The sequence below is a fragment of the Burkholderia humptydooensis genome (genome assembly GCF_001513745.1).
GTDB classification, from domain to species: Bacteria; Pseudomonadota; Gammaproteobacteria; order Burkholderiales; family Burkholderiaceae; genus Burkholderia; species Burkholderia humptydooensis.
The window spans coordinates 2,297,814-2,320,665 of record NZ_CP013380.1 but is presented as its reverse complement, the minus strand read 5'-3'; the positions used below and the strand labels follow the sequence as shown (position 1 = coordinate 2,320,665).

General features: G+C 67.3%; 25 protein-coding genes and 2 tRNA genes. 14 read left to right on the top strand and 13 right to left on the bottom strand.

Annotated features, from left to right (window positions below):
• Nucleotides 1-15: 15 nt before the first annotated feature.
• The 6 genes from AQ610_RS10465 to AQ610_RS10440 all read right to left on the bottom strand — a co-directional run bounded on the left by AQ610_RS10465 (nt 16) and on the right by AQ610_RS10440 (nt 4,702).
• The gene (locus AQ610_RS10465) at nt 16-810 is read right to left on the bottom strand and encodes a cystine ABC transporter substrate-binding protein (RefSeq protein WP_006026594.1); all 795 of its coding nucleotides are present in this window, start codon (nt 808-810) and stop codon (nt 16-18) included.
• A gap of 109 nt (nt 811-919) precedes the next feature.
• Nucleotides 920-1,957: a quinone-dependent dihydroorotate dehydrogenase gene (locus tag AQ610_RS10460; RefSeq protein WP_009912565.1), complete on the bottom strand. Its 1,038-nt coding sequence runs from the start codon at nt 1,955-1,957 to the stop codon at nt 920-922.
• 106 nt (nt 1,958-2,063) lie between these two features.
• Complete coding sequence (locus AQ610_RS10455; protein ID WP_006026596.1) at nt 2,064-2,894, bottom strand: arginyltransferase; 831 nt, start codon at nt 2,892-2,894, stop codon at nt 2,064-2,066.
• A 33-nt stretch (nt 2,895-2,927) separates the two neighbouring features.
• Nucleotides 2,928-3,695, bottom strand: a complete 768-nt coding sequence (gene aat / locus AQ610_RS10450; RefSeq protein WP_006026597.1) for a leucyl/phenylalanyl-tRNA--protein transferase — start codon at nt 3,693-3,695, stop codon at nt 2,928-2,930.
• 8 nt (nt 3,696-3,703) lie between these two features.
• Nucleotides 3,704-4,249 carry an NUDIX hydrolase gene (locus AQ610_RS10445; RefSeq protein ID WP_006026598.1) on the bottom strand — a complete coding sequence of 182 codons (546 nt, stop codon included), beginning with the start codon at nt 4,247-4,249 and terminating at the stop codon, nt 3,704-3,706.
• Between the two features lie 376 nt (nt 4,250-4,625).
• Nucleotides 4,626-4,702, bottom strand: a tRNA-Met gene (locus tag AQ610_RS10440).
• A gap of 266 nt (nt 4,703-4,968) precedes the next feature.
• Here AQ610_RS10440 and AQ610_RS10435 point away from each other — a divergent pair.
• The 3 genes from AQ610_RS10435 to AQ610_RS10425 are packed head-to-tail and all read left to right on the top strand — an operon-like array spanning nt 4,969 to nt 6,979.
• The gene (locus AQ610_RS10435) at nt 4,969-5,466 is read left to right on the top strand and encodes a heme-degrading domain-containing protein (protein ID WP_006026599.1); all 498 of its coding nucleotides are present in this window, start codon (nt 4,969-4,971) and stop codon (nt 5,464-5,466) included.
• Between the two features lie 10 nt (nt 5,467-5,476).
• Nucleotides 5,477-5,809, top strand: coding sequence for a DMT family transporter (locus AQ610_RS10430; RefSeq protein WP_373281660.1), 333 nt, complete (start codon nt 5,477-5,479; stop codon nt 5,807-5,809).
• A 27-nt stretch (nt 5,810-5,836) separates the two neighbouring features.
• Complete coding sequence (locus tag AQ610_RS10425) at nt 5,837-6,979, top strand: enoyl-CoA hydratase/isomerase family protein (protein ID WP_006026601.1); 1,143 nt, start codon at nt 5,837-5,839, stop codon at nt 6,977-6,979.
• 298 nt (nt 6,980-7,277) lie between these two features.
• Here AQ610_RS10425 and AQ610_RS10415 read toward each other — a convergent pair whose 3' ends face one another.
• Nucleotides 7,278-7,742, bottom strand: a complete 465-nt coding sequence (locus AQ610_RS10415; protein ID WP_006026602.1) for a hypothetical protein — start codon at nt 7,740-7,742, stop codon at nt 7,278-7,280.
• A gap of 305 nt (nt 7,743-8,047) precedes the next feature.
• Between AQ610_RS10415 and ssuD the strand changes: the two genes are divergently transcribed.
• The 6 genes from ssuD (at nt 8,048) to AQ610_RS10385 (ending at nt 12,011) form a co-directional block, all read left to right on the top strand.
• A complete protein-coding gene (gene ssuD, locus AQ610_RS10410) occupies nt 8,048-9,205 on the top strand; it encodes an FMNH2-dependent alkanesulfonate monooxygenase (protein WP_009912551.1) in 1,158 nt (385 codons plus the stop codon).
• A gap of 17 nt (nt 9,206-9,222) precedes the next feature.
• Nucleotides 9,223-10,041 (top strand): aliphatic sulfonate ABC transporter permease SsuC, encoded by an 819-nt coding sequence (ssuC, locus tag AQ610_RS10405; protein ID WP_006026604.1) that lies wholly within the window; start codon nt 9,223-9,225, stop codon nt 10,039-10,041.
• Nucleotides 10,038-11,051, top strand: coding sequence for an ATP-binding cassette domain-containing protein (locus tag AQ610_RS10400; protein WP_006026605.1), 1,014 nt, complete (start codon nt 10,038-10,040; stop codon nt 11,049-11,051). Before ssuC ends, AQ610_RS10400 begins: the two co-directional genes overlap by 4 nt.
• A gap of 84 nt (nt 11,052-11,135) precedes the next feature.
• On the top strand, nt 11,136-11,351 hold the full coding sequence (locus AQ610_RS10395) for a TOBE domain-containing protein (RefSeq protein ID WP_006026606.1): 216 nt from the start codon (nt 11,136-11,138) through the stop codon (nt 11,349-11,351).
• A 133-nt stretch (nt 11,352-11,484) separates the two neighbouring features.
• Nucleotides 11,485-11,682, top strand: coding sequence for a hypothetical protein (locus AQ610_RS10390; protein WP_006026607.1), 198 nt, complete (start codon nt 11,485-11,487; stop codon nt 11,680-11,682).
• A 74-nt stretch (nt 11,683-11,756) separates the two neighbouring features.
• Nucleotides 11,757-12,011: a hypothetical protein gene (locus tag AQ610_RS10385; protein ID WP_009912545.1), complete on the top strand. Its 255-nt coding sequence runs from the start codon at nt 11,757-11,759 to the stop codon at nt 12,009-12,011.
• 637 nt (nt 12,012-12,648) lie between these two features.
• On the opposite strand, the gene AQ610_RS10380 is transcribed toward AQ610_RS10385, so the two are convergent.
• The 4 genes from AQ610_RS10380 to AQ610_RS10365 all read right to left on the bottom strand — a co-directional run bounded on the left by AQ610_RS10380 (nt 12,649) and on the right by AQ610_RS10365 (nt 16,266).
• Nucleotides 12,649-12,724, bottom strand: a tRNA-His gene (locus AQ610_RS10380).
• A gap of 71 nt (nt 12,725-12,795) precedes the next feature.
• Nucleotides 12,796-13,815, bottom strand: coding sequence for a tRNA dihydrouridine(20/20a) synthase DusA (gene dusA, locus AQ610_RS10375; RefSeq protein ID WP_009912543.1), 1,020 nt, complete (start codon nt 13,813-13,815; stop codon nt 12,796-12,798).
• Nucleotides 13,816-13,904: 89 nt separating this feature from the next.
• Nucleotides 13,905-15,206, bottom strand: a complete 1,302-nt coding sequence (locus AQ610_RS10370) for a dicarboxylate/amino acid:cation symporter (RefSeq protein ID WP_006026610.1) — start codon at nt 15,204-15,206, stop codon at nt 13,905-13,907.
• Between the two features lie 583 nt (nt 15,207-15,789).
• A complete protein-coding gene (locus AQ610_RS10365; RefSeq protein WP_006026611.1) occupies nt 15,790-16,266 on the bottom strand; it encodes a winged helix-turn-helix transcriptional regulator in 477 nt (158 codons plus the stop codon).
• Nucleotides 16,267-16,447: 181 nt separating this feature from the next.
• On the opposite strand from AQ610_RS10365, the gene AQ610_RS10360 reads away from it, so the two are divergent.
• From AQ610_RS10360 to AQ610_RS10345, 4 genes are all read left to right on the top strand, one after another.
• Nucleotides 16,448-16,885, top strand: a complete 438-nt coding sequence (locus AQ610_RS10360) for a PaaI family thioesterase (protein ID WP_009912540.1) — start codon at nt 16,448-16,450, stop codon at nt 16,883-16,885.
• Nucleotides 16,886-16,985: 100 nt separating this feature from the next.
• Nucleotides 16,986-18,038, top strand: coding sequence for an NADP(H)-dependent aldo-keto reductase (locus tag AQ610_RS10355; protein ID WP_009912539.1), 1,053 nt, complete (start codon nt 16,986-16,988; stop codon nt 18,036-18,038).
• A 334-nt stretch (nt 18,039-18,372) separates the two neighbouring features.
• The gene (locus tag AQ610_RS10350) at nt 18,373-19,434 is read left to right on the top strand and encodes a permease (RefSeq protein ID WP_006026614.1); all 1,062 of its coding nucleotides are present in this window, start codon (nt 18,373-18,375) and stop codon (nt 19,432-19,434) included.
• 204 nt (nt 19,435-19,638) lie between these two features.
• Nucleotides 19,639-20,061: a hypothetical protein gene (locus AQ610_RS10345; RefSeq protein ID WP_009912533.1), complete on the top strand. Its 423-nt coding sequence runs from the start codon at nt 19,639-19,641 to the stop codon at nt 20,059-20,061.
• Between the two features lie 123 nt (nt 20,062-20,184).
• Here AQ610_RS10345 and nodJ read toward each other — a convergent pair whose 3' ends face one another.
• Both nodJ and nodI read right to left on the bottom strand, forming a co-directional pair.
• Entirely contained in the window at nt 20,185-21,021 is an 837-nt protein-coding gene (gene nodJ, locus AQ610_RS10340; protein WP_006026616.1) for a nodulation factor ABC transporter permease subunit NodJ, read from the bottom strand.
• Nucleotides 21,022-21,025: 4 nt separating this feature from the next.
• Nucleotides 21,026-21,940: a nodulation factor ABC transporter ATP-binding protein NodI gene (gene nodI / locus AQ610_RS10335; RefSeq protein ID WP_006026617.1), complete on the bottom strand. Its 915-nt coding sequence runs from the start codon at nt 21,938-21,940 to the stop codon at nt 21,026-21,028.
• Between the two features lie 229 nt (nt 21,941-22,169).
• On the opposite strand from nodI, the gene AQ610_RS10330 reads away from it, so the two are divergent.
• Nucleotides 22,170-22,661, top strand: a complete 492-nt coding sequence (locus AQ610_RS10330) for a universal stress protein (RefSeq protein ID WP_006026618.1) — start codon at nt 22,170-22,172, stop codon at nt 22,659-22,661.
• The last annotated feature ends 191 nt before the right edge of the window (nt 22,662-22,852 follow it).

Here is a 22,852-nt window from a genome sequence, read left to right as displayed (position 1 = left end):
CTACGAATTACACGCTCACTTGACGGGCTTCGTCACGTCGATGCCGAACCACTTGTCGGAGATCTTCGTGAACGTGCCGTCGGCCTCGAGCTGCGTCATCGCGTCGGCGATCGCCTTCGCGAACTTCGGATTGCCCTTCTTGAACGGAATGCCGGACGGGTTCGCCGAGCCGACGTTCGCGCCCGGGCGCAGCGGCAACTGCGAGTTCTTCGTCAGGTACGCGAGCATCAGGCGATCGTTGAGCGCCGCGTCGAGCCGGCCCGCCGCGAGGTCGCGCAGGTATTCGGGCGCGCCCGGATACGTCTTCACGTCGACGCCGGGCACCGATTTCGCCATGTCCATGTAGTTCGTGCCGAGCGCGACGCCGAGCTTCTTGCCCTTCAGGTCCTCGAGCGATGTGAACTGGCGCGTGTCGTCCTTGCGCTGGATGAGCTGCGCGGACGAGAACGTGTACGCCGGCGAGAAGTCGAGCGTCTGCTTGCGCTGGTCGGTGATGCCGACCTGGTTGACGATCACGTCGAACTTGCCCGCCTGCAGGCCCGCGATGATGCCGCTCCATTCGGTCGTGACGAATTCGGGCTTCACGCCGAGCTTCGCGGCGACCGCCTTCGCGATGTCGACGTCGAAGCCGACGAGCTCGCCTTGCGGGTTCTTCGAGTTGAACGGCGGGAACGTGCCTTCGAGGCCGATCCGCAGCGTGCCGCGTTGCTTGACTTCGTCGAGCAGATCCGCCGCGTGCGCGGTGGCGGCGACGAACGACGCGCCGATCAGGCCGGCGACCAGAAGCTTCTTCAGCGATGCAATTTTCATCGTGTTGTTTCCTTGCCTGGGAGAGGGCCTTCGACGAGGCCTTGAAATCGATCGCCCGATGATAGCGAAATAACAATCGATATCTAAATATTGTTTGTTTATTTCTATATCACCGCGTTTGCCCGAGAGCGATCGCCTTCACGCATTCGGCGACGAGCGCCGGACCGCGATAGATGAAGCCCGTGTACAACTGGACGAGCGACGCGCCCGCCGCGAGTTTCGCACGCGCGTCGTCGCCCGAGAAGATGCCGCCCACGCCGATGATCGGCACGGCGTCGCCGAGCTCCGCGCGCAGCTTGCGGATCACCGCGTTCGACGCGTCGAACACGGGCCGCCCGGACAGCCCGCCTGCTTCGTCGGCGTGCGGCAGGCCCTTCACCGCGTCGCGCGACAGCGTGGTGTTGGTTGCGATCACGCCCTCGATGTCGTGGCGAAGCAGCGTCGCGGCGATTTCCTTCACCTGCTCGTCGTCGAGATCGGGCGCGATCTTCAGCGCGAGCGGCACGAGCTTGCCGTGCAGATCGGCGAGGCGCTGCTGCTTGTGCTTCAGCGCGGCAAGCAGCGCGTCCAGCTCGCCCGCGCCTTGAAGCTGGCGCAGATTCTTCGTGTTCGGCGACGAGATGTTGATCGTCACGTAGCTCGCGAACGGGTAGACGCGCTCGAGGCAGTACAGATAATCGTCGGCCGCGCGCTCGATCGGCGTGTCGGCGTTCTTGCCGATGTTCAGGCCGAGCACCCCGCGGTAGCGCGCCGCCTGCACGTTCTTCACGAACTGGTCGACGCCGCTGTTGTTGAAGCCCATCCGGTTGATGATCGCGCCGGCCTCGGGCAGCCGGAACATCCGCGGGCGCGGGTTGCCGGGCTGCGCGCGCGGCGTGACCGTGCCGACCTCGATGAAGCCGAAGCCGAGCGCGGCGAAGCCGTCGATCGCCGCGCCGTCCTTGTCGAGGCCGGCCGCGAGCCCGACCGGATTGCGGAACGTGAGCCCCATCACGGTGCGCGGCGCGTCGGGCACGCGAGGCGACAGTGCGCACGCGAGACCGGTGCGGCCCGCGGCGCCGAGCATGCGCAGGGTCAGATGATGAGCATCTTCCGCATCCATCTTGAAGAGGGACGCGCGGGCAAGCGGATAGAGGGAGCTGAACACGAAAAGGGGCGGCGGCAGCCGAAAAATTGACAACCGGTCATTTTAGCCGAGAAGCGCCGGCGCGCCTTCGTCGGGCGGTGCGGCGGCGGATGCGGCCGCGCGGCTTTCAGCGCGTGCCCGAATGGCCGCCCGGCAACGGCGCGCGCGCGAAGGCGGCGTCGACGGGCGGCAGATCGGCGAGCGTCGGGTCGAGCACTTTCCAGCGGCCGTCGATGAGCCCTTCGAGCGGATGGAAGTTCGCCTTGTAAGCCATCTTCGGGCTTTCGCGGATCCAGTAGCCGAGATAGACGTATGGCAGGCGCAGGCTCTTCGCCTGCTCGATCTGCCAGAGGATGTTGTAGGTGCCGTAGCTCGCGTGCGGCTCGTCCGGATCGAAGAACGTGTAGACGGACGACAGGCCGTCGCCGAGGATGTCGATCATGCTGACCATTCGCAGCGCGCTCGCGCCGTCCTCGGCTGGATCGAGATCGCGGAATTCGACGAGCCGCGAGTTGATCCGGCTCTGCAGCAGGAATTGTTCGTATTGATCGCGGCTGTCGCGGTCCATGCCGCCGCCCGCGTGGCGCGCCGATTGATAGCGCATGTAGAGCGCGTAGTGCTCTTCGTCGTAGTGGAGCGGCGACACCGTCGCGACGAGCGCGCGGTGGCGCTTCCATGCGCGCCGCTGCGCGCGGTTCGGCGCGAATGCGTCGACGGGCACGCGCACCGGCACGCACGCGCGGCAGCCGTCGCAGTACGGGCGGTACGTGAACACGCCGGAGCGGCGAAAGCCCGCCTTCACGAGCTCGGTGTAGATGTCGGAATTGATCAGATGGCTCGGCGTCGCGACTTGCGAGCGCGCAATGCGCCCGTCCAGATAACTGCACGGGTAGGGGGCCGTTGCATAGAATTGCAACGCCGAAAGCGGTGAAAGCGGCAGCTCAGTGGGATGAGTCATGGGCAGCTCTCGATGTATTGATGTTTTGCCGCGCTAACGATCGAACGCTTCCGCTGCCGTCGCCGAAGCGGCCTGGCCGAGCAATCCGGCGACGACGGTCTTGTCGAACCGCCAGGGTATCGGCGGCTCGGCGACGGCGCGGCGCACGTGCGCGACGAACGCCTTGCGCGCGATCTCGCGGCCGCCGAGCGACGCCAGATGCGACGTGTTCTGCTGGCAGTCTATCATTTCCACCCGGTGCTCGCGCAGGTGCGCGACGAGCGCGGCGAGCGCGATTTTCGACGCGTCGCTGACATCCGCGTACATCGATTCGCCGAAGAACATCCGGCCGAACGACACGCCGTAGAGGCCGCCCACGCGGCGGCCGTCGAGCCAGGCTTCGATGCTGTGCGCGTCGCCCGCACGGTGCAGCGACGAATACGCGTCGATGATCTCCGCGGTGATCCACGTGCCGCGCTGCCCGCGCCGCGGCGCCTGCGCGCAGGCGCGCATCACGCCGGCGAAGTCGCAGTCCACGCGGATTTCCCAGCGCGGCTCGCGCAGCACGCGCTTGAGCGTCTTCCTGAAGGTCGCCGAAACCCTGAATTCGGCGGGCACGAGGATCATTCGCGGATCGGGGCTCCACCAGAGCACCGGCTGGCCGTCCGAATACCACGGGAAGATTCCGCGCCGGTACGCGTCGATGAGGCGCGACGGCAGCAGGTCCGCGCTCGCGGCGAGCAGGCCGGGCGCGCCGCTCGCCGCGCCGAGCGCGCGCTCGACGCTCGGAAACGGATCGTCTGGGCCGAGCCAGGGGACCATGCGCGTGCCTAGCCGTTGCGCAGCGAGCGGAAGATGTCGCCAGTGTGGACGCCGTAGTCGCCCGCCTCGCGGTCGGCGAAGAAGAACCGCAGCGTCTGGCTGACGGTCGGGAACGCGATCTCGTCCCACGGAATGTCCGCCTCGTCGAAGAGCCGCACCTCGAGGCTTTCCTCGCCCGCCTCGAACGACGGATCGACAAGGCGCGCCAGGTAGAAGAGATGCACCTGATGGACGTGCGGCACGTTCAGCAGCGTGAAGAGGTTCTGCACCTCGACGCGCGCGCCCGCTTCCTCGAGCGTTTCGCGCGCGGCGGCCTCGGCTGTCGTCTCGCCCATCTCCATGAAGCCCGCGGGCAGCGTCCAGTAGCCGTAGCGCGGCTCGATCGCGCGCCGGCACAGCAGCACCTGATCGCCCCAGACGGGAATCGTGCCCACGACGTTGCGCGGGTTCTGATAGTGGATCGTGCCGCACTGGTCGCAGACGAAGCGCTCGCGATTGTCTCCCGGCGGGATGCGCGCGACGACTTCGTGACCGCAAACGGAACAGAATTTCATAGAAAGGGGATGGGAAATGGTGATGCGAGTGTATCACCGGGCGAGGGCATTCTCGTGCGCGCGAAGTCGAGCGGCGCCAAGCGGGCGGGCGCGGCGGCGCGGCCGGTTCGCGGGGCCGAGTGCGATCGCGATTTTTGTTTCGCGCTTTTCGTATCGCATTTTCGCGCCGCCTCCCGCATCGTCTTTCGCTCGTATCGCAGCTCGTCTTGTGCCGGTCGCATGCGATGGCGCGCGGATGCAGATCGGCGACGCAATCGCGCAGGCGTTGGAAAAGCAAAAAGCCCACCGTGGAGGGCGGGCTTTCTGATCGGTTTCGACGCGGATTCATCCGTTTTCGCATGCTCGCGATTGGGGCTTGCCTGCGAAAAAACTGGCTTGGTTGCGGGGGTAGGATTTGAACCTACGACCTTCGGGTTATGAGCCCGACGAGCTGCCAGACTGCTCCACCCCGCGTCCGTCGAAAAATGAAATTATAGGGAGTTACCCGGACAAATGCAACACCTTCCTGATGATTTCCGTTTGCCGACTCGCCCGAGCGGCTCGCCGAACAGCTCGCAGGCAGTGCTGCGCTAGAATCGGACCGTTTATCGGACCGTTATCGGGCCGCTTTACCGGTCGCTTCACCGGCCGCGCCGCAAGGGCCGCGCAGTGCGCATGCCATCCGGGACGGCGCGCGCCTTTTCCTTCCGTATTCCCGCTTTCGTTCGCCTATACGCTTCATGGATATCGCTCTCGATCTGCAGTCGATCGCCGTACAGGAAAAGACCCTCGTGTTCCCGCAGTTCGACGCCGCGCGCGCATGGGCGCTCGGCTCGCAACTGCGCGAACTCGCGCTCGCGCGCGGCCACGCGGTCGCAATCGACGTGCGCACGTTCGGTCAGCCGCTCTTCTTCGCGCTGCTCGACGGCGCGACGCCCGACAACGTCGACTGGGCGCGCCGCAAGGGCAACGTCGCCGCGCACTTCAGGCGCAGCTCGTATGCGGTCGGGCTGCGGATGCAGCAGGCGGGCGCGACGCTCGCCGACAAGCACGGGCTGCCTGTCGCCGAATATGCGTCGCACGGCGGCGCGTTTCCGCTGACGGTCGCGGGCGCGGGCGTGATCGGCTCGGTCACGGTGTCGGGGCTGCCGCAGCGCGGCGACCACGAGCTCGTCGTCGAGGCGCTGTGCGCGCAGCTCGGCCACGCGTACGAGACGCTCGCGCTCGCGAGGAGCTGACGCGATGCAACTGCCCGCTTACGCATGGCTCGCGATCGCGATCGTCGCCGAGGTGATCGGCACGTCGGCGCTGCGCGCGGCTGAAGGCTTCACGCGGCTCGGGCCGACGCTCGTCGTCGCCGCGGGCTACGGCACCGCGTTCTATTGCCTGTCGCTGACGCTCAGGAGCATGCCGGTCGGCATCGTGTACGCGATCTGGTCGGGCGCGGGCATCGTGCTCATCACGCTCGTCGCGGTCGTGCTCTATCGGCAGGTGCCGGACTGGCCCGCGATCGTCGGGCTCGCGCTCATCATCTCGGGCGTCGCGGTGCTCAACCTGTTTTCGAACATGCAGGCGCATTGACGGCCGCGCCCGCCCACTTCTCAATGTATGAACGCATTCCATTCCGATTCGCCCAAGTCCGACGTCCGCGCGCACGTCGCGAACCGCATCGGCTTTCTCGAGCTGAACCGCCCGCAGGCGCTCAACGCGCTGTCGACCGGCATGATCCGTGCGCTGCATCGCGCGCTCGACGCGTGGCGCGACGATGCCGACGTGCTCGCGGTCGTGATCCACAGCCCGCATCCGCGCGCGTTCTGCGCGGGCGGCGACGTGCGCTTCTTCCATGACGCGCACCGGCGTGGCGATCAAGCATCGATCGACACGTTCTTCATCGAAGAGTATTCGCTGAATCACGCGATCTTCACGTACCCGAAGCCGTATATCGCGCTGATGCACGGCGTCGTGATGGGCGGCGGGATGGGCATCTCGCAGGCGGCGAAGCGCACGGGCGGGCTGCGCGTCGTCACCGATTCGACGAAGATGGCGATGCCGGAAACGCGCATCGGGCTCTTTCCGGACGTCGGCATGAGCTGGTTTCTCGCGCGCACGCCGGGCGCGCTCGGCCGCTATCTCGCCGTCACGGGCGCGACGCTCGACGCGGCGAGCGCACTGTACGCGGGGCTCGCCGACGCCTATCTGCCGGATGCGGCGCTGCCGGCACTCGTCGACGCGCTGCGCGCCGAGCGCTTCGGCGACGGCGCGGCGGTGACGGCGCGCGTCGCGGCCGAAGCCGCGCGGCACGCGCCGGCGCCCGCGCCCGATGCGTCGGCGCTCGCGGCCGCGCGTGCGTCGATCGACCGGCATTTCGCGCAAGCGGACGTCGCCGCGATTGCGGCGTCGCTCGACGCCGAGCACGACGATGCGGTGCGCGCCGCGTGGGCCGACAAGGCGCGCGCGGCAATGCGCGGCGGCTCGCTGTCGCCGCTGTCGATGGCGGTGTCGCTCGAAGTCGTCGAGCGCGCGCGCGGCGCGACGATGGCCGACTGCCTGCGCCGCGATCTCGATCTGACGCGCTCGACGTTCGCGCGCGGCGACGTGATCGAAGGCGTGCGCGCGGTGATCGTCGACAAGGATCACGCGCCGAAGTGGCGCTATCCTGCGATCGCCGACGTGACGACGGAGGCGGTCGCGGCGATGTTCGAGAGCCCGTGGCGCGCGGACGAGCATCCGCTCAGGAATTTGCACGACTGACGATTTTGCGGATCGCGCGCGACATCGCGTGTGCGGCATCGCGTGATCGCTTCGCATTGTTCGAGCGGCGCTCGACAGGCGCGAGCCGAATCGATCCGGACGGTCGCTTCGAACGATCTATTCGCAGAAAAACGATGATCGGTTGGCGCGATGCGGGAGCGTCGATCCGTCGGCGTGCGCGCCGATCGACGCCGACGATCGCGCGATCGTCGGCGCGGATGGCGAGCGATCGCCGCTCCGCGCGGGGCGGCCGGCCGCGCAGCCGAGCGCCGCATCGCGCGCGCCGGGCCGGCGGTGCTCACGCGTCGCCGCCGCCGTCATCGTCCGACATGAACGCGCGCATGAACACGAGCGTGCCCCAGCCCCAGACCGCATTCGCGACGAAGCCGACGACGAGGGGCGGCAGCATGTTGCCGGCGGGCCAGATGCCGCGCAGCGGATCGATCGCGAACACGCGCGCGGCGGTCAGCACGATGCCGCCGAACACGAGCGACGGCACCCACGGCGCCGCGCGCTCGGGCGACACGCGCAACAGCCACGCCATCAGGATCGCCCAGCACGCGCTCATGATCGCGTTCGCGACGAATTCAGGAATGCCGAGCGGTGCGAACGGCGCGGTCGAGAAGCCCGTCGCGTCGATGAGGCCCGCCGTGTGCAAGAGCGCGAGCGTCGCTTCGCGGAAGAAGAGAGCGGCGAGAAAGCCGGACAGAAACGGCAGGATCACTTTCTGCATCGAGAGCGCCACGTGAAGGCGCGGCGCCATGCGGCGCGCGCCGGGTTGTCAGGGACCTGGTGCGACATTATAGGGGCCCGTGCGCGCATATTCGCTGCAGCAGCACGCTATGCACGAAAGCGGAAAACCTAAGCTCAAAAAAATCGTTCCTATACGAAACCGCGCTCCCTAGACTGATTCCCCGAGAGACGGCCCGGCCGCCCACCGCGCGACGGCGCGCGCGCATCGCGCGATCCGCCGCGACGCGTGTTTCCCGGCTCATCCGCGAGCGATGCGCGTGCCGCGTCGTGTCGCCGTTGCCCTTTTTTGCACGATCAGTCAGGCAGGAGCTTCGCATGAATGTGTTCTGGTTCATTCCCACGCACGGCGACAGCCGCTATCTCGGCACGGCCGAGGGCGCGCGCGCCGCGGACTACGACTACTTCCGGCAGGTCGCCGTCGCGGCCGATACGCTCGGCTACGACGGCGTGCTGCTGCCGACGGGCCGTTCGTGCGAGGATGCGTGGGTCGTCGCGTCGAGCCTGATTCCGGCGACGAAGCGCCTGAAATTCCTCGTCGCGATCCGGCCGGGCCTGTCGTCGCCGGGGCTGTCCGCGCGGATGGCGTCGACGTTCGACCGGCTCTCCGACGGGCGTCTGCTGATCAACGTCGTGACGGGCGGCGATTCGGCCGAGCTCGAAGGCGACGGCCTCTTTGCCGATCACGACACGCGCTACGCGATCACCGACGACTTCCTGCACATCTGGCGCAAGCTGCTCGCCGAATCGCACGAGAACGGCCGCGTCGATTTCGACGGCGAGCATCTGAGCGCGAAGGGCGGCAAGCTGCTGTACCCGCCCGTTCAGCGCCCGCATCCGCCGCTGTGGTTCGGCGGCTCGTCGCACGCCGCGCATGCAATCGCGGCCGATCACATCGATACTTATCTGACCTGGGGCGAGCCGCCCGCGGCGGTCGAGAGGAAGATCGCCGACATCCGCGCGCGCGCGGCCGAGCGCGGGCGCGAGATCAAGTTCGGGATTCGCCTGCACGTGATCGTGCGCGAGACCGAAGAAGAGGCATGGCGCGACGCCGACCGCCTCATCAGCCGGCTCGACGACGACACGATCGCGCGCGCGCAACAGGCGTTCGCGAAGATGGACTCCGAAGGGCAGCGCCGGATGGCCGCGCTGCACGGCGGCAAGCGCGGCTCGCGCCAGGAGCTCGAGATCTATCCGAACCTGTGGGCGGGCGTCGGGCTCGTGCGCGGCGGCGCGGGGACGGCGCTCGTCGGGAATCCCGAACAAGTCGCCGCGCGGATGCGCGAGTATGCGGCGCTCGGCATCGAGACGTTCATCCTGTCCGGTTATCCGCACCTCGAGGAGTCGTACCGCTTCGCCGAGCTCGTGTTCCCGCTCGTCAAGGGCGGTGGCGGCGCGCGGCGCGCGGGGCCGCTGTCGGGGCCGTTCGGCGAAGTCGTCGGCAATCAGTATCTGCCGAAGGCGAGCCAGAGCTGAGCGAGGAGGGCACCGACATGGCGATGACGCATCCAGGCGCGGGTTTCGCGGCTCGCCGCGCCGGCCAGGCCGCGCGCGCGATCGCGCCGTGGCTCGTGCCGCTTGCGCTCGTGCTCGCGTGGGAATTCGCCGCGCGCTCGGGGGCGCTGTCGAATCGCGTGCTGCCCGAGCCGTTCGCCGTCGCGCGCGCCGCGTGGACGCTCGTCGAATCGGGCGACATGTGGGCGAACGTGAAAGTCAGCACGTGGCGCGCGCTCGTCGGCTTTGCGATCGGCGGCGGCGTCGGGCTCGCGCTCGGCCTCGCGACCGGGCTTTCGAAGACGGCCGAGGTCGCGCTCGACTCGACGATCCAGATGATCCGCAACATCCCCGCGCTCGCGATGATCCCGCTCGTGATCCTGTGGTTCGGCATCGACGAGAACGCGAAGCTCTTCCTCGTCGCGCTCGGCGTGTTCTTCCCCGTCTACATCAACACGTATCACGGGATACGCTCGGTCGACGCGGACCTCGTCGAGATGGCGAGGAGCTACGGCGTGAGGGGCTTCGCGCTCTATCGCGACGTGATCCTGCCGGGCGCGCTGCCGTCGATTCTCGTCGGCGTGCGGTTCGCGCTCGGGCTGATGTGGGTGATGCTGATCGTCGCCGAAACGATCTCCGCGCAATCGGGCATCGGCTACATGACGATGAACGCGCGCGAATTCTTGCAAACGGACGTGGTGGTGGTCGGCATCCTGCTGTACGCGGTACTCGGCAAGCTCGCCGACGTGCTCGCGAAGTGGCTCGAGCGCGCGACGCTGCGCTGGCACCCCGCGTATCAACCGGGAGCCGACGCATGACTGGAACCACGCTGGCCGCCACATACGGCCCGATCGCGGGAGCGGATCTCGAAGCCGAGCTCGCGCAGGCGCGCACCGCCGACGGCGATGCGCAGGACGCCGCGGTGCTCGAACGCGACAGCGGCGCGCACGTGCTGCCGTTCGCGTCGGGCGGCGCATTTGGCCGTGCGCCGCGCGACGACGCTGACGCGCGGCGCGTCGCCGGCGACGGCGACGCATCGGTGCGCCTGACGCGCGTGAGCAAGCGCTACGGCGAGCGGGCCGTGCTCGCCGATGTCGATCTGGCGATCGAGCGAGGCAGCTTCGTCTCGATCGTCGGCCGCAGCGGCTGCGGGAAATCGACGCTGCTGCGTCTCGTCGCGGAGCTCGAGACGCCGAGCGCCGGCGCGCTCGTCAAGCGTGGCGAAGGCGGCGGCGCGCTCGATACGCGGATCATGTATCAGGACGCGCGCCTGCTGCCGTGGAAGACCGTGCTGCAGAACGTGATGCTCGGTCTCGGGCGACGCGCGAAAGACGACGCGCGCGCGGTGCTCGACGAAGTCGGGCTGCTCGCGCGCGCGAACGACTGGCCCGCGCAATTGTCGGGCGGGCAGCGGCAGCGCGTCGCGCTCGCGCGGGCGCTCGTCCACCGCCCGCAACTGCTGTTGCTCGACGAGCCGCTCGGCGCGCTCGATGCGCTCACGCGCATCGAAATGCATGCGCTGATCGAGCGCCTGTGGCGCGAGCATCGCTTCACCGCGCTGCTTGTCACGCACGACGTACAGGAGGCGGTCGCGCTCGCCGACCGGATTCTGCTCATCGAAGCGGGCCGGATCGCATTCGATCAGCGGGTGCCGCTCGAGCGGCCGCGCGCGCGGGCGTCGGCGGCGTTCGCCGCGTTCGAGGATCGCGTGCTGCAACGCGTGTTGACGGGCGCGGAGCCGGCGGATGCAACGCCGGCCGCCGCGATTCCGGACGGCGCTCCGCGCGGCCGCGCGGCGGCGGCGAGCGGATTGCGCTGGGCGGTATGACGGGCGGGCGACGACGCGCCGCCGCCCGCGCGATCGGACCGATCGCCACGATCAATCAGACGAACCATTCGGAGCGAATACCCGATGAGCATCACGGCAATCAACGTACGAAATCAATTCCGAGGCAAGGTGAAGGAGATCATCCGCGGGCCTGTCGTGTCCGAGGTCGACGTCGACACGCCGTTCGGCATCGTCACGTCGGTCATCACGACCCGCTCGATCGACGAACTGGAGCTGAAGGTCGGCACCGAGGTGGTGGCGCTCGTCAAGTCGACCGAAGTATCGATCGCCCGCCTCTGAGCGAGCGGCCGCCGCCCGCGCGCGCCCGGCCCGCGCGGGGCGACGCTTTGCGCCCGCCGGCGCCGGCTTCGCCGTTTTTCCGCGCATGAACGAAAGTGCTAGGATGGAACGAAACCGACGGCGGAGGCGGGCCATGTTTCCTACCCTGAGTCCCGAAGCGATCGAAGCGCTGAAATGGATCGACCAGTTCGGCGCTGGCCGCCCGCTGCCGGCGGGCTTCCGGCTTGCGCTTGAGGAGCTTCTGAACGACGGCTTCGTCTATCAGAGCGGCCCGGACCGGGTCGACATCACCGACGACGGCAAGGCTTACCTGTCTGAAGCGTACGATTGACGGGGATGGCGGACGCCGGGCGGAGCTTGCCTGTGCCGGCGTCGGCACGGCCGTCCGGATCGGGAGGCGACGAAATGGAACCGAAAGGCAGGGACATCGGCGACTTCGGCGAGGCCTACAAGGGCTACGACATCGAAGTGAAGACCGAGCAGGTCTGGGCGGGCGAGAAGGCGCATTACCGGGTGCTGCAGGGCGGCGCGGTGATGATCGACTGGCGGCTCGTGCACGTTGACGGGCTGTTGCTCAGTGAACGCCGGGTGATCGAGCAGACGCTCGCCGTCGCGCGATCGGCGATCGACCGGGAATTGCTGGGCGCTGGCGTCGTCTGACGACGCTTGCCTGGGAACTGGCCGGCATGCCGGCGATCCGATCGGCGGATCGCGGGGTGCGGATGTGGGTGTGGTGTCGGCGCGCAGCGGTCGCGCTGCGGGGGCCGAACGGGTATCGGCGCCGCACGCCGGTTGCCGTCTTGCATCGATCCGATCGAGCGAATCGGTTTTCACGAAAGCGCTTAACTCGCGATACAAATATTCACAAAGAATCGACATGTCGCGCGGCGCGCGTCGAATATACTGCAAAAGCATCTTCTCCTCGTGCCAAAGGATCTGATGCAAAAGAAAGCCCCGGCTGCGTAATGCGGTTGGGGCTTTCGCGTTTTGGGCGTCGAACATCCGGAGTGTCGGCGCAAAAGCGGCGCGCGAAACGGTGTGGCGTAGGGCCTGCGGCGATCAGGAGGATCGACGGTGGCTCATGAAGTGGAAATGGGCGCCGCGGGCGGGGAGGCCCAGGAAGCTTCTGCGTGCCGAGTGCGCGGCAGTGCGATCCCGGTGAAGTTTCGAATATCGTTTGATTGGCGCTGAAGATTTCGCGTTGTTTGCGAATCGCGGCAAGACATGCGCGTCGTTTCCGAATTCCTGTCGCGGAAAGCAAAACAGGCGCCGAAGCGCCTGTTTTGCAATGAAACTTTGGGGTGGCTGATGGGACTCGAACCCACGACGACAGGAATCACAATCCTGGACTCTACCAACTGAGCTACAGCCACCACTATTTTCTCTCCGTTTGATTCGCTGCAGCAGCGGCATCAATGAAGAAGCGAGATTATACAAAGGCCGTTTAGCTTTGCAAAGCCTTTTTTTCAAAAAGTTCTTCCGGGTTCGCCAGGTGTGTGCGTGCCTCGTCGAAGATCGATAGATCGCCACGCGCGAGACGCTTGTTGTCCGACAGGACGCGGCGCCAGCCGCGCGCACCCGCGACGCCTCGATACAGGCCGAGCGCATGCCGCACGATCGCGCCGAGATAGGTGCCGCGCGCGAGCTCGGTCGCGCAGTATTCGACGAGCTTCGCCTCCACCGCTTCGCGCGTCGGCGCCGGCGCGGTCGCGCCGTAGAAGCGTGCGTCGACGCCGGCGAGCACGTACGGATTGTGATACGCCTCGCGGCCGAGCATCACGCCGTCGACATGCCGCAGATGCTGCTCGACTTCGTCGAGCGTCGTGACGCCGCCGTTGATGACGATTTCGAGCTGCGGAAAGTCGCGCTTGAGCCGATACGCGTAGTCGTACTTGAGCGGCGGGATCTCGCGGTTTTCCTTCGGCGACAAGCCCTTCAGGATCGCGTTGCGCGCATGCACGACGAACACCTCGCAGCCGGCCGCGGCGACCGTGCCGACGAAGTCGCGCACGAACGCGTAGTCGTCGACCGAGTCGACGCCGATTCGATGCTTGACCGTCACCGGAATCGACACCGCGTCGCGCATCGCCTTCACGCAATCCGCAACGAGCCGAGGCTCGTTCATCAGGCACGCGCCGAACGCGCCGCGCTGCACGCGCTCGGACGGGCAGCCGCAATTCAGATTGATTTCGTCGTAGCCCCAGCGCTCGCCGAGTTTCGCGGCGTGCGCGAGATCGGCGGGCTCGCTGCCGCCCAGTTGCAGCGCGACGGGCGCTTCGTCGGGCGTAAACGCCAGATGGCGCGCGACGTCGCCGTGGATCAACGCGCCCGTCGTCACCATTTCGGTATAGAGCCACGCATGGCGCGAGATCGTGCGATGAAACGAACGGCAGTGGCGATCGGTCCAATCCATCATCGGGGCGACGGACACCCGGCGAGGACTGAGGGCAGGCGAAGCGGACATAGGCGGTACGGAAAAGCGCCGGGGCGCATGAATAACCGCATATTTTACCGCAAGGCGGCCGTCGGGCCCGCGCATGCGAATGCCGCGCGCTACACGCGCTCCGTGATCCGCGGCGCTTCGCGCGACGCGTCGTCGCTGTCGGAGTCGACATCGTCGCGCGGGTCGTCGAGCTGGCCTTCCCACTTCGCGACAACGGCGGCCGCGATCGAATTGCCGACCGCATTGGTCGCCGAGCGGCCCATGTCGAGGAACATGTCGACGCCCATGATCAGCAGCAGGCCGGCTTCGGGCAGGTGGAACTGGTTGAGCGTCGCCGCGATCACGACGAGCGACGCGCGCGGCACGCCCGCCATGCCCTTCGACGTCAGCATCAGCAGAAGCAGCATCGTGATCTGCGTGCCGAGCGGCAGGTGGACGCCGTACACCTGCGCGATGAACAGCACCGCGAACGTGCAGTACATCATCGAGCCGTCGAGATTGAACGAATAGCCGATCGGCAGCACGAAGCTCGAAATCTTGCGGTTCACGCCGAAGCGGTCGAGCGCGTCGAGCAGCTTCGGATACGCGGCCTCCGAGCTCGCGGTCGCGAACGACAGCAGGAACGGCTCGCGGATCAGGCGGATCAGCGTGAACGTGCGCTTGCCGAGGAACACGAGCCCCGCGAGCGTGAGCACGCCCCACAGCAGCGCGAGCGCGATATAGAAGCTGCCCATGAACTTCGCGAACGTGAGCAGGATGCCGAGTCCTTCCGTCGTGATCGTCGACGCGAGCGCCGCGAACACCGCGACGGGCGCAAACCACATCACGGCGCCCGTGACCTTCAGCATCACTTGCGCGAGATCCTCGATCACGCCGGTCAGACGCTTGCCGGCGTCGCCGAGCGCGGACAGCGCGGTGCCGAAGAAGATCGAGAACACGACGATCTGCAGGATCTCGTTGTTCGCCATCGCTTCGGCGATCGATTTCGGCACCAGGTGGGTCACGAAGTCCTTCAGCGTGAACGAGCTGGTATTCAGGTTGACGGCGGCATCGGTGGCGGGCAGCGGCAGGCTCAGATGACTGCCCGGCTGCAGGACCGTGGCGGCCAGCAGGCCGAGCAGCAGCGACGTGAGCGACGCGACGAAGAACCAGCCTAGCGCCTTCACGCCGACCCGGCCGACCGCTCCGGTGTCGCCCATGTGCGCGATGCCGACTGTCAGCGTCGCGAACACGAGCGGCGCGATGATCATCTTGATGAGACGCAGGAACACGTCGGACAGCAACGAGACGTAGCCGGCGATTTCCTTAGCGATCGCCGGGTCCGGAAACGCGCTGTGGCAGCCATAGCCGACCGCGATGCCGAGGATCATCGCAATCACGATGTACGAGGTGATGTTGCGTCTTTTCTTCATGAGGAGTCCAAATGCACGGCAGGTAATGCAGATGACGGCGCGGCTCGCCGGCGTGCAAGCAGTGGACTGGGAATCTGAGCTGTTCGCGCGCCTTCCGGTACGGCACGCACCAGACAATGCTCGCGGGAGACGGGTGGCGGACGCTCGACGCAAGCGGGCGCTATGGTACCTCAATTGACCGGGCCGCTTTCAAAAATGACAGCCGTTCGCTCGGGACATCGCGTCGCACGTGTGTCGCGCGGCCGTCGCCGCGCACGCCCCTGCGGATCGGCGGCGGCGGTGCGGTGCGCGCTGTTGCGGCGGCTCGTGATCGCGTTCGGGTGAGGCTGCCGAATGCGGTTTCGCCGGCTCGCATGTCACGAGGGCTTGCCGCATCGACCGGAGAAGAGCCGTGCGTCATACGTTTGGCTGCACGAACGGTTCGCGATCCAAAGTTTTTCCGGCATGCGGAAAACCGCCGCCAGATCGGCCGCGGCTGAATTCGTGCCGCGGTGAGCGGGCCGCCTCGCGCTCGCATGTCTACGCTCACGCGGGTTCCGGATCGCGGCGCGATCGTCGCCGTTGCGGGCGGCGGCCCGCGCCGTCACTCGACCTTGTCCGCCTGTCGCTCGGCCCAGCCCGGCCCCGGCATGGGCTCGACTTCCCGTGGATCGATCGGCTCGCCGCATTCGGAGCACACCATCACCGGATGCATCACGTGAGCGCATCGACGGTGGCGAAGCACGACGGGCGGCCCGTTGCCGTCGTCCTTCCAGCGGTCTCCCCACGCGGCGAGCGCGAGCAGCACCGGATACAGGTCGAGGCCTTTCTGCGACAGACGGTACTCGAAGCGCGGCGGCCGGTCCTGATACGCGCGCTTCGTGAAGATGCCCTCATCGACGAGCCGCGCGAGCCGCTCCGCGAGCACGTGGCGGGTGAGTCCCAGTTGCGTCTGGAACGCTTCGAAGCGGCGATGGCCGAGAAACGCATTGCGCAGGATCAGCATCGTCCAGCGGTCGCCGAGCACGGCAAGCGTGCGAGCGACCGAACATGGCATCGAGCCGACGTCGTCCCATTTCATGATCGGATTCCGTGAGAGCAGGGAAAGTGCGTTCGATTATAGAACGCACGCTCGAATCGGCCGCGCCCTTGTGTATTGACAGCCGATGAGCGTCTGCCAATAATGAGCGCCAATATAAGTTCTTTTTGGGAACTGATGGCGCGTCGCGCCGCGTTCCGCATCCCTGCGAGGAGTGTCGTCGATGAATCCGCTTTCCCTGTCCGGTCTCGAACTGTTGCGCGCCGCGGCGGCGGGCGACTTGCCCTCCGCGTCGATCGCCGAGACGATCCCGATGCGGCCCGAGAGCGTCGAGCTCGGCTACGTGAAGATGACCGCGCGCGCCGACGGCCGCCATCTGAATCCGCTCGGCGGCGTGCACGGCGGCTTCGCCGCCACGGTGCTCGATTCGGTCACGGGGTGCGCGGTGCATACGATACTCGATCCGGGCGTCGGCTACGGCACCGTCGATCTGCACGTGAAAATGCTGCGCCCGGTGCCTCGCGACGTCGATCTCGTCGCCGAAGGGCGTGTGATCCATCTCTCGAAGAGTCTCGGCGTCGCCGAGGGCACGTTGAAGACGCCGGACGACAAGGTGGTCGCGCACGCGTCGGCGACGTGCTTCATCCAGCGGCCGGCGTAAGCGGCATGCGTGGCGCGCCGGCGTCGAGGCGATGCCCTGAAGCAATTGTTCCGATGTGTTAGCTTTGGGTCTTTGCATTCGAAGCGACAGGAACCTTGGCATGGAATACCGCACACTCGGCGATTCAGGCGTCAAAGTTAGCCTGATCGGTCTCGGGACGATGACCTGGGGCGAGCAGAACACCGAAAGCGATGCGCATGCGCAGCTCGACTATGCGTTCGACCGGGGCGTCACGCTGATCGACGCCGCCGAGATGTATCCGGTGCCGCCGAAGGCGGAAACGCAGGGCCGCACGGAGACGTATCTCGGCACGTGGCTCGCGAAGCGCCCGGCGCTGCGCGAGAAGCTGACGATCGCAACGAAGATCGCCGGCCCTGCGCGCCAGCCGCACAACCCGACGCACATTCGCGGCGCGGGCAACCAGTTCGACCGCAGGAACCTGACCGAGGCGCTCGACGGCAGCCTGAAGCGCCTGCGCACCGATTACGTCGACCTGTACCAGTTGCACTGGCCGGATCGCAGCACGACGACGTTCGGCCGCCCCGCGTATCCGTGGATCGACGATCCGTACACGGTGCCGATCGAAGAGACGCTCGCCGTTCTCGGCGATTTCGTGAAAGCGGGCAAGGTGCGTCACGTCGGCGTGTCGAACGAGACGCCGTGGGGTGTCGCGCAATTTCTCCGCGCGGCCGAGAAGCTCGGCCTGCCGCGCATCGTCAGCATCCAGAATCCGTATAGCCTGCTGAACCGCACGTTCGAGAACGGCTTGTCGGAGTTCAGCCATCGCGAGCGCATCGGACTGCTCGCGTATTCGCCGCTCGCGTTCGGCTGGCTGTCGGGCAAGTACGAAGGGGGCGCGCGTCCCGAGGGCGCCCGCATCACGCGGTTCGAGCGCTTTCAGCGCTACAGCAGGCCGCATGCGGTGCAGGCGACGTCGCGCTATGTCGCGCTCGCGAGGCGGCACGGATTGTCGCCCGCGCAGTTCGCGCTCGCGTTCGTCAACAGCCGGCCGTTCGTGACGAGCAACCTGATCGGCGCGACGTCGCTCGAGCAATTGCGCGAAAACATCGCGAGCGTCGATGTGAAGCTGTCGCCCGAGATCCTCGCCGAAATCGACGCGCTCCATGAGCAGCAGCCGAATCCTGCGCCGTAACGGCTGACGGTCGGCGGCGCAGTCCTGCGGCCTGCCGAGATGGTGGCCTGTCGGCTTCGCGGATGCGCTGACGGCCCACCGGACGCCGTTCGGCAGGACGCCAGGCGCCGCCGCCTCGAATGCCCCAATCGGAGAATCGCGCGCCGCGTGCGATAATTGCCGCTTTCCGTTGGCTGTCCGGCTCGTCAGGCCGGACGCGTCATCCCGCATCCGAAACCGAGGCGCCGATGAGCCGCCGTCCGTCGCGTCATGACGCGACGCGGCATTCGTCCGTCTTCGGCTTTCTGCGTCGATGCGCCATAACGTTCAATCACACGCATTCACGGCGACCAGCATGAGCAGTTCCCGTTCCTACACACAGCATCCGGCGCTCGGCCTCGCGACGTTCGTCGTGCTGGCCGTCGCGGGCCTCTTCTACGTGAAGTGGTTTCCGTACTATCACAAGGCGTTCGTCGCGGCCGAGCATCATTCGATCGGCCAGTCGATCCTGATGGGCGCCGCGGCGCACGCGCCGGGGCCGTCGCTGCAGGCGGCGCTCGATTACGCGTGGGCATACGGCAAGGCGATCTGGCAGGCGATGGTGCTCGGCCTGCTGCTCGGCTCGGCGGTGCAGGCGCTCCTGCCCGCGCACTGGGTCGCGCGCGCGCTCGGCGGCACGGGCTTCGGCAGCGTCGCAGCGGGGGGCTTGCTCGCGCTGCCGGGCATGATGTGCACGTGCTGCGCGGCGCCCGTCGTCGCGGGCCTGCGCGAGCGCGACGCGTCGCCGGGCGGCGCACTCGCGTTCTGGCTCGGCAACACCGTGCTCAATCCCGCCGCGCTCGTGTTCATGGGCTTCGTGCTCGGCTGGCACTGGAGTGCGCTGCGGCTCGTGCTTGGCGTCGCGATGGTGTTCGGCATCGGTTATCTGATCAATCGTCTCGCCGGCGCGCAAACGCGCGTCGTCGACGATGCGCTGCGCGCGAAGCTCGTCGCCGAGCAGGCGGCGGCCGGCAACGCGTTCGTGCGGTGGATGAAGATTTTCGCGCGGATGACCGTGCGCCTCGTGCCCGAATACCTGGTGCTCGTGCTGCTGCTCGGCGCGGCGCGTGCGTGGCTGTTTCCGCACATCGGGCCGGACATCGGCAACGGGATCGGCTGGATCCTCGCATTTGCGATCGCGGGCATGCTGTTCGTGATTCCGACCGCGGGCGAGGTGCCGATCATTCAGGCGATGCTGTCGCTCGGCATGGGCGTCGGCCCCGCGGGCGCGCTGCTGATGACGCTGCCGCCCGTCAGCGTGCCGTCGCTCGCGATGCTGGCGCGCTCGTTCAAGCCGACGACGCTCGCGCTCGTCGCGGCGCTCGTCGTCGCGTTCGGGGTGGTCGGCGGGCTGGCGGCGGTCGCGCTCGGGTTCTGAGCGAGGTTGGCCGAACCGCGGGCCGAGTGACCGGACGGGGAAATCTGCTCGGCGGTTAGATGGTTCGGCGGTTCGGCGGGTGTGTGGTCGGTGCGGCCGGGGTGTCGGCGCATCGGCCGTCCGCATGCGGTGCACTCGATCGGGCCGGTCTCGGAGTCGAGGCCGGCCGTCATTTTTCAGAAGCAGAAGCAATCAGGAAAACGCATGACGCAACACAAGGTACATCCCCGCCTCGAACAGGCACTGACGCGCGGCGATCTCGCGATTCGCCAGGCCAACTCCACGCGCGCGACCGCGGTGCTGAGCGCGCTTGGCAAGATGATCGTCGAGGCGTCGGCGACGATCGGCGTCGACGCGAGCATCGACATTCCGCAGGGCGAGCGCGTCTACGATCCGGTCAACGGCGTGTGGCCACAGAAGATGCTCGTGTCGTTCGACGGCCCGGTCGGGGACGCCGATCCGGAGGAATTGCGTACCGTGTACCTGCTCGCCGACGATCCGGGCACGATGTTCCGGGTCGAATGGCACCGCGCGGACGGCAAGCTCGGCCGGCAGGAAGGCGGGCCGCTCGCGACCGTCGCGTTTCTGACCGATGTCGAGATGCCGTGGAGCGACGACGACGAGTGAGCGCAGCGCCGGAGGCCGCGCGGCGCATCGGCGCGGCGCGGTCCGAACGGCTCGCTCGTCCGGCATTCGGCGCGGCGCGCCGTCGCGGCGGCGCGCCGGCCGGGGCCGGCGCGGCCCGGTTGGTCAGCGCATCATCCGGCGCCTGAACAGGCGCGCGCAGACGAAGAATCCGCCGACCGCATACGCGGCGAGCATGGCGACGTGGAGCGCGACGTCGGTTGCCGGACGGTCGAGCATCGCCGGGCGGATCAGGTCGACTGCATTTGCGAGCGGCAGCGCGTGCGCGATGTGCTGCGCGAATTCGGGCAATTGCGTGAGCGGGAAAAACACGCCCGACAGCAGCAGCATCGGTGTCAGCACGAGCGTCTGATAGAACATGAAGAAATCGTAGGACGGCGCGAGCGCGGTGACGATCATCGCGAGGCTCGCGAACGCGACGCCGGCGAGCGCGATCACCGGCAGCGCGACGAGCATCGACGGAAACTTCGCATAGCCGAGGACGCCGGCGACGAGCATGATCGCCGCGCCCGACAGCATCGCCTTGCTCGCGGCCCAGACGATCTCGCCGAGCACGATGTCGCCGAGCGACAGCGGTGTGTGCATGATCGCTTCCCACGTGCGCTGCACGTGCATCCGCGAGAAGCCCGAGTACATCGACTCGAAGCTCGCCGATATCATCACGCTCGAGCCGACCGTTCCGGCCGCGAGGAACGCGATGTACGACACGCCCTCGACGTGCCCGACCATCAGCCCGAGCCCGAGCCCGAGGCCGAACAGATAGATCATCGGATCGGCGAGATTGCCGAACATCGACGCGATCGCCAGCTTTTGCCAGACGAGATAGTTGCGTCGCCAGACGGCGATCCAGTTGGTGGCGTTCGCGGGCAGCGCGAGTGCGAACGCCGATTCGCGCCGGCGGGGGGCGAGCGCCTGCGACGGCGTGTAGTGGCGTGTATCCATCGTGTCAATCCAGCATCTCGCGGCCCGTCAGCCGCAGGAATACGTCTTCGAGATTCGCGGGGCGGTGCAGATAGCGCAGGCCGGCGCGGCCCTTCAGGCGCGCGTTGATCGGCTCCGGGTCGCTGACGTAGCAAAAGAGCGTTTCGCCGCTGATCTCGGTGCGCTCGGCGAACGGCGCGAGCTCGTCGCGAAGCTGCGCGGGATCGGGCCCGTAGATTTCGATCACGTCGCAGCCGATTTCCGATTCGATCAGCGTGCGCGGCGCGCCTTCCGCAATCTTGCGCCCTTCCTCGATCACGCACAGGCGGTGGCACAGGCGCTCGGCCTCTTCCATGAAGTGCGTGGTGAGCAGAATCGTCTTGCCGCGCGCGAGGAGCGAGCGCAGCCGCTCCCACATCAGATGCCGGGCTTGCGGGTCGAGGCCCGTCGTCGGTTCGTCGAGCACGAGCACGTCGGGATTGTTGACGAGCGCGCGCGCGAGCGTGAGCCGCCGCTTCATCCCGCCCGACAGCTCGCCCACCTTCGCATCCGCCTTGTTTTCGAGTTTCGCAAACTCGAGCAGCGGCGGCACGAGCGCGCGCGCCTCGTGCGCGGCGAGCCCGAAGTAGCGGGCGAACACGAGCAGGTTCTCGCGAACGGTGAAGTCGGGGTCGAGGTTGTCGAATTGCGGCACGACGCCGACGCGCCGCCGCGCATGCCGCGCGCGGGACGGCACGGGCTCGCCGCACAGGCTGATCGAGCCTGCGTTCGGATGCGTGATGCCGAGCAGCATCTTGAGCGTCGTCGTCTTGCCGGCGCCGTTCGGGCCGAGCAGGCCGAAGCATTCGCCGGGCTGCACATGAAACGACAAGCCGTTGACGACGAGCTTGTCGTCATAGCGTTTCTCGACTTGTTGAAAATCGATCGGTGCGACAGACATGGGCAAGTGACTTTCAATTGGAATCGTGCGACACGAACGGGCCATTCTAGTGCATCGGCCGTATCGCTTCAGCGCGTTTGCATTGTCCCGGCGCAGATGTCGCTGCTTCCTGCGTCGCATCATCGCGCTTTCGCGGTGCAACGCGAATCAGCGTTTTCCAGCGCTTGCATCTGGAATTGCGGCGCAGCATGATGAATCCGTGCGCGAGTCGCGCATTGGGGAGGCCGAAATGGCTAGCTACAAGAAGATTCTGCTGTGCTACGACGGCACGCTCGAAGGCCGCAAGGCGTTGCGATGCGGCGCCGATCTGGCGCTCGATCTGAAGGCGGAGACGCACCTGCTGTCGGTCGTCGACATGCGCTCGAGCATTGCGCAAAGCGCCGGCCTGCTGACCGACGTCGCGTGCAGCCGCTTCGAGGAAACCGCGCGGGAGATCCTGCAAGAGGGCGTCGACTGGCTGACCGAGCGTGGCGTGCACGCGCAGGGGCATTTCGCGTTCGGTTATCCGATCGACGAGATCGCGAATCTCGCGACGAAGCTGAACGTCGATCTCGTCGTGGTCGGCCATCGTTGCCGCAGCGGCTTGTCGCGGTGGTGGATGGGCTCCGGCAGTACGCAACTGCTCGACCGCGTGTCGTGCAGCATTCTGGTGGCGTGTTCGTCGCCTGCCGAGCAGAAAGCGGAAAGCGCGAAGGACGCGGCCGCGACGACCGGACACTGACGAGCCGCCGGCGCGGCGGTGGGCGAACAGGAATTGACGGATCGAGGGGGCGGCCGAGCGGTCGGGGCCGGCGTTGGCGGTTCTTCTTGGCCGCTGACGCTCGGGATTGGCTCGATCGGGTAAACGGCCCGCGCCGGTTCCGGCCCGTTCTCAGTGAAGGGCCCGCGGGCGGGTATCCCGGCGGTTTGCCG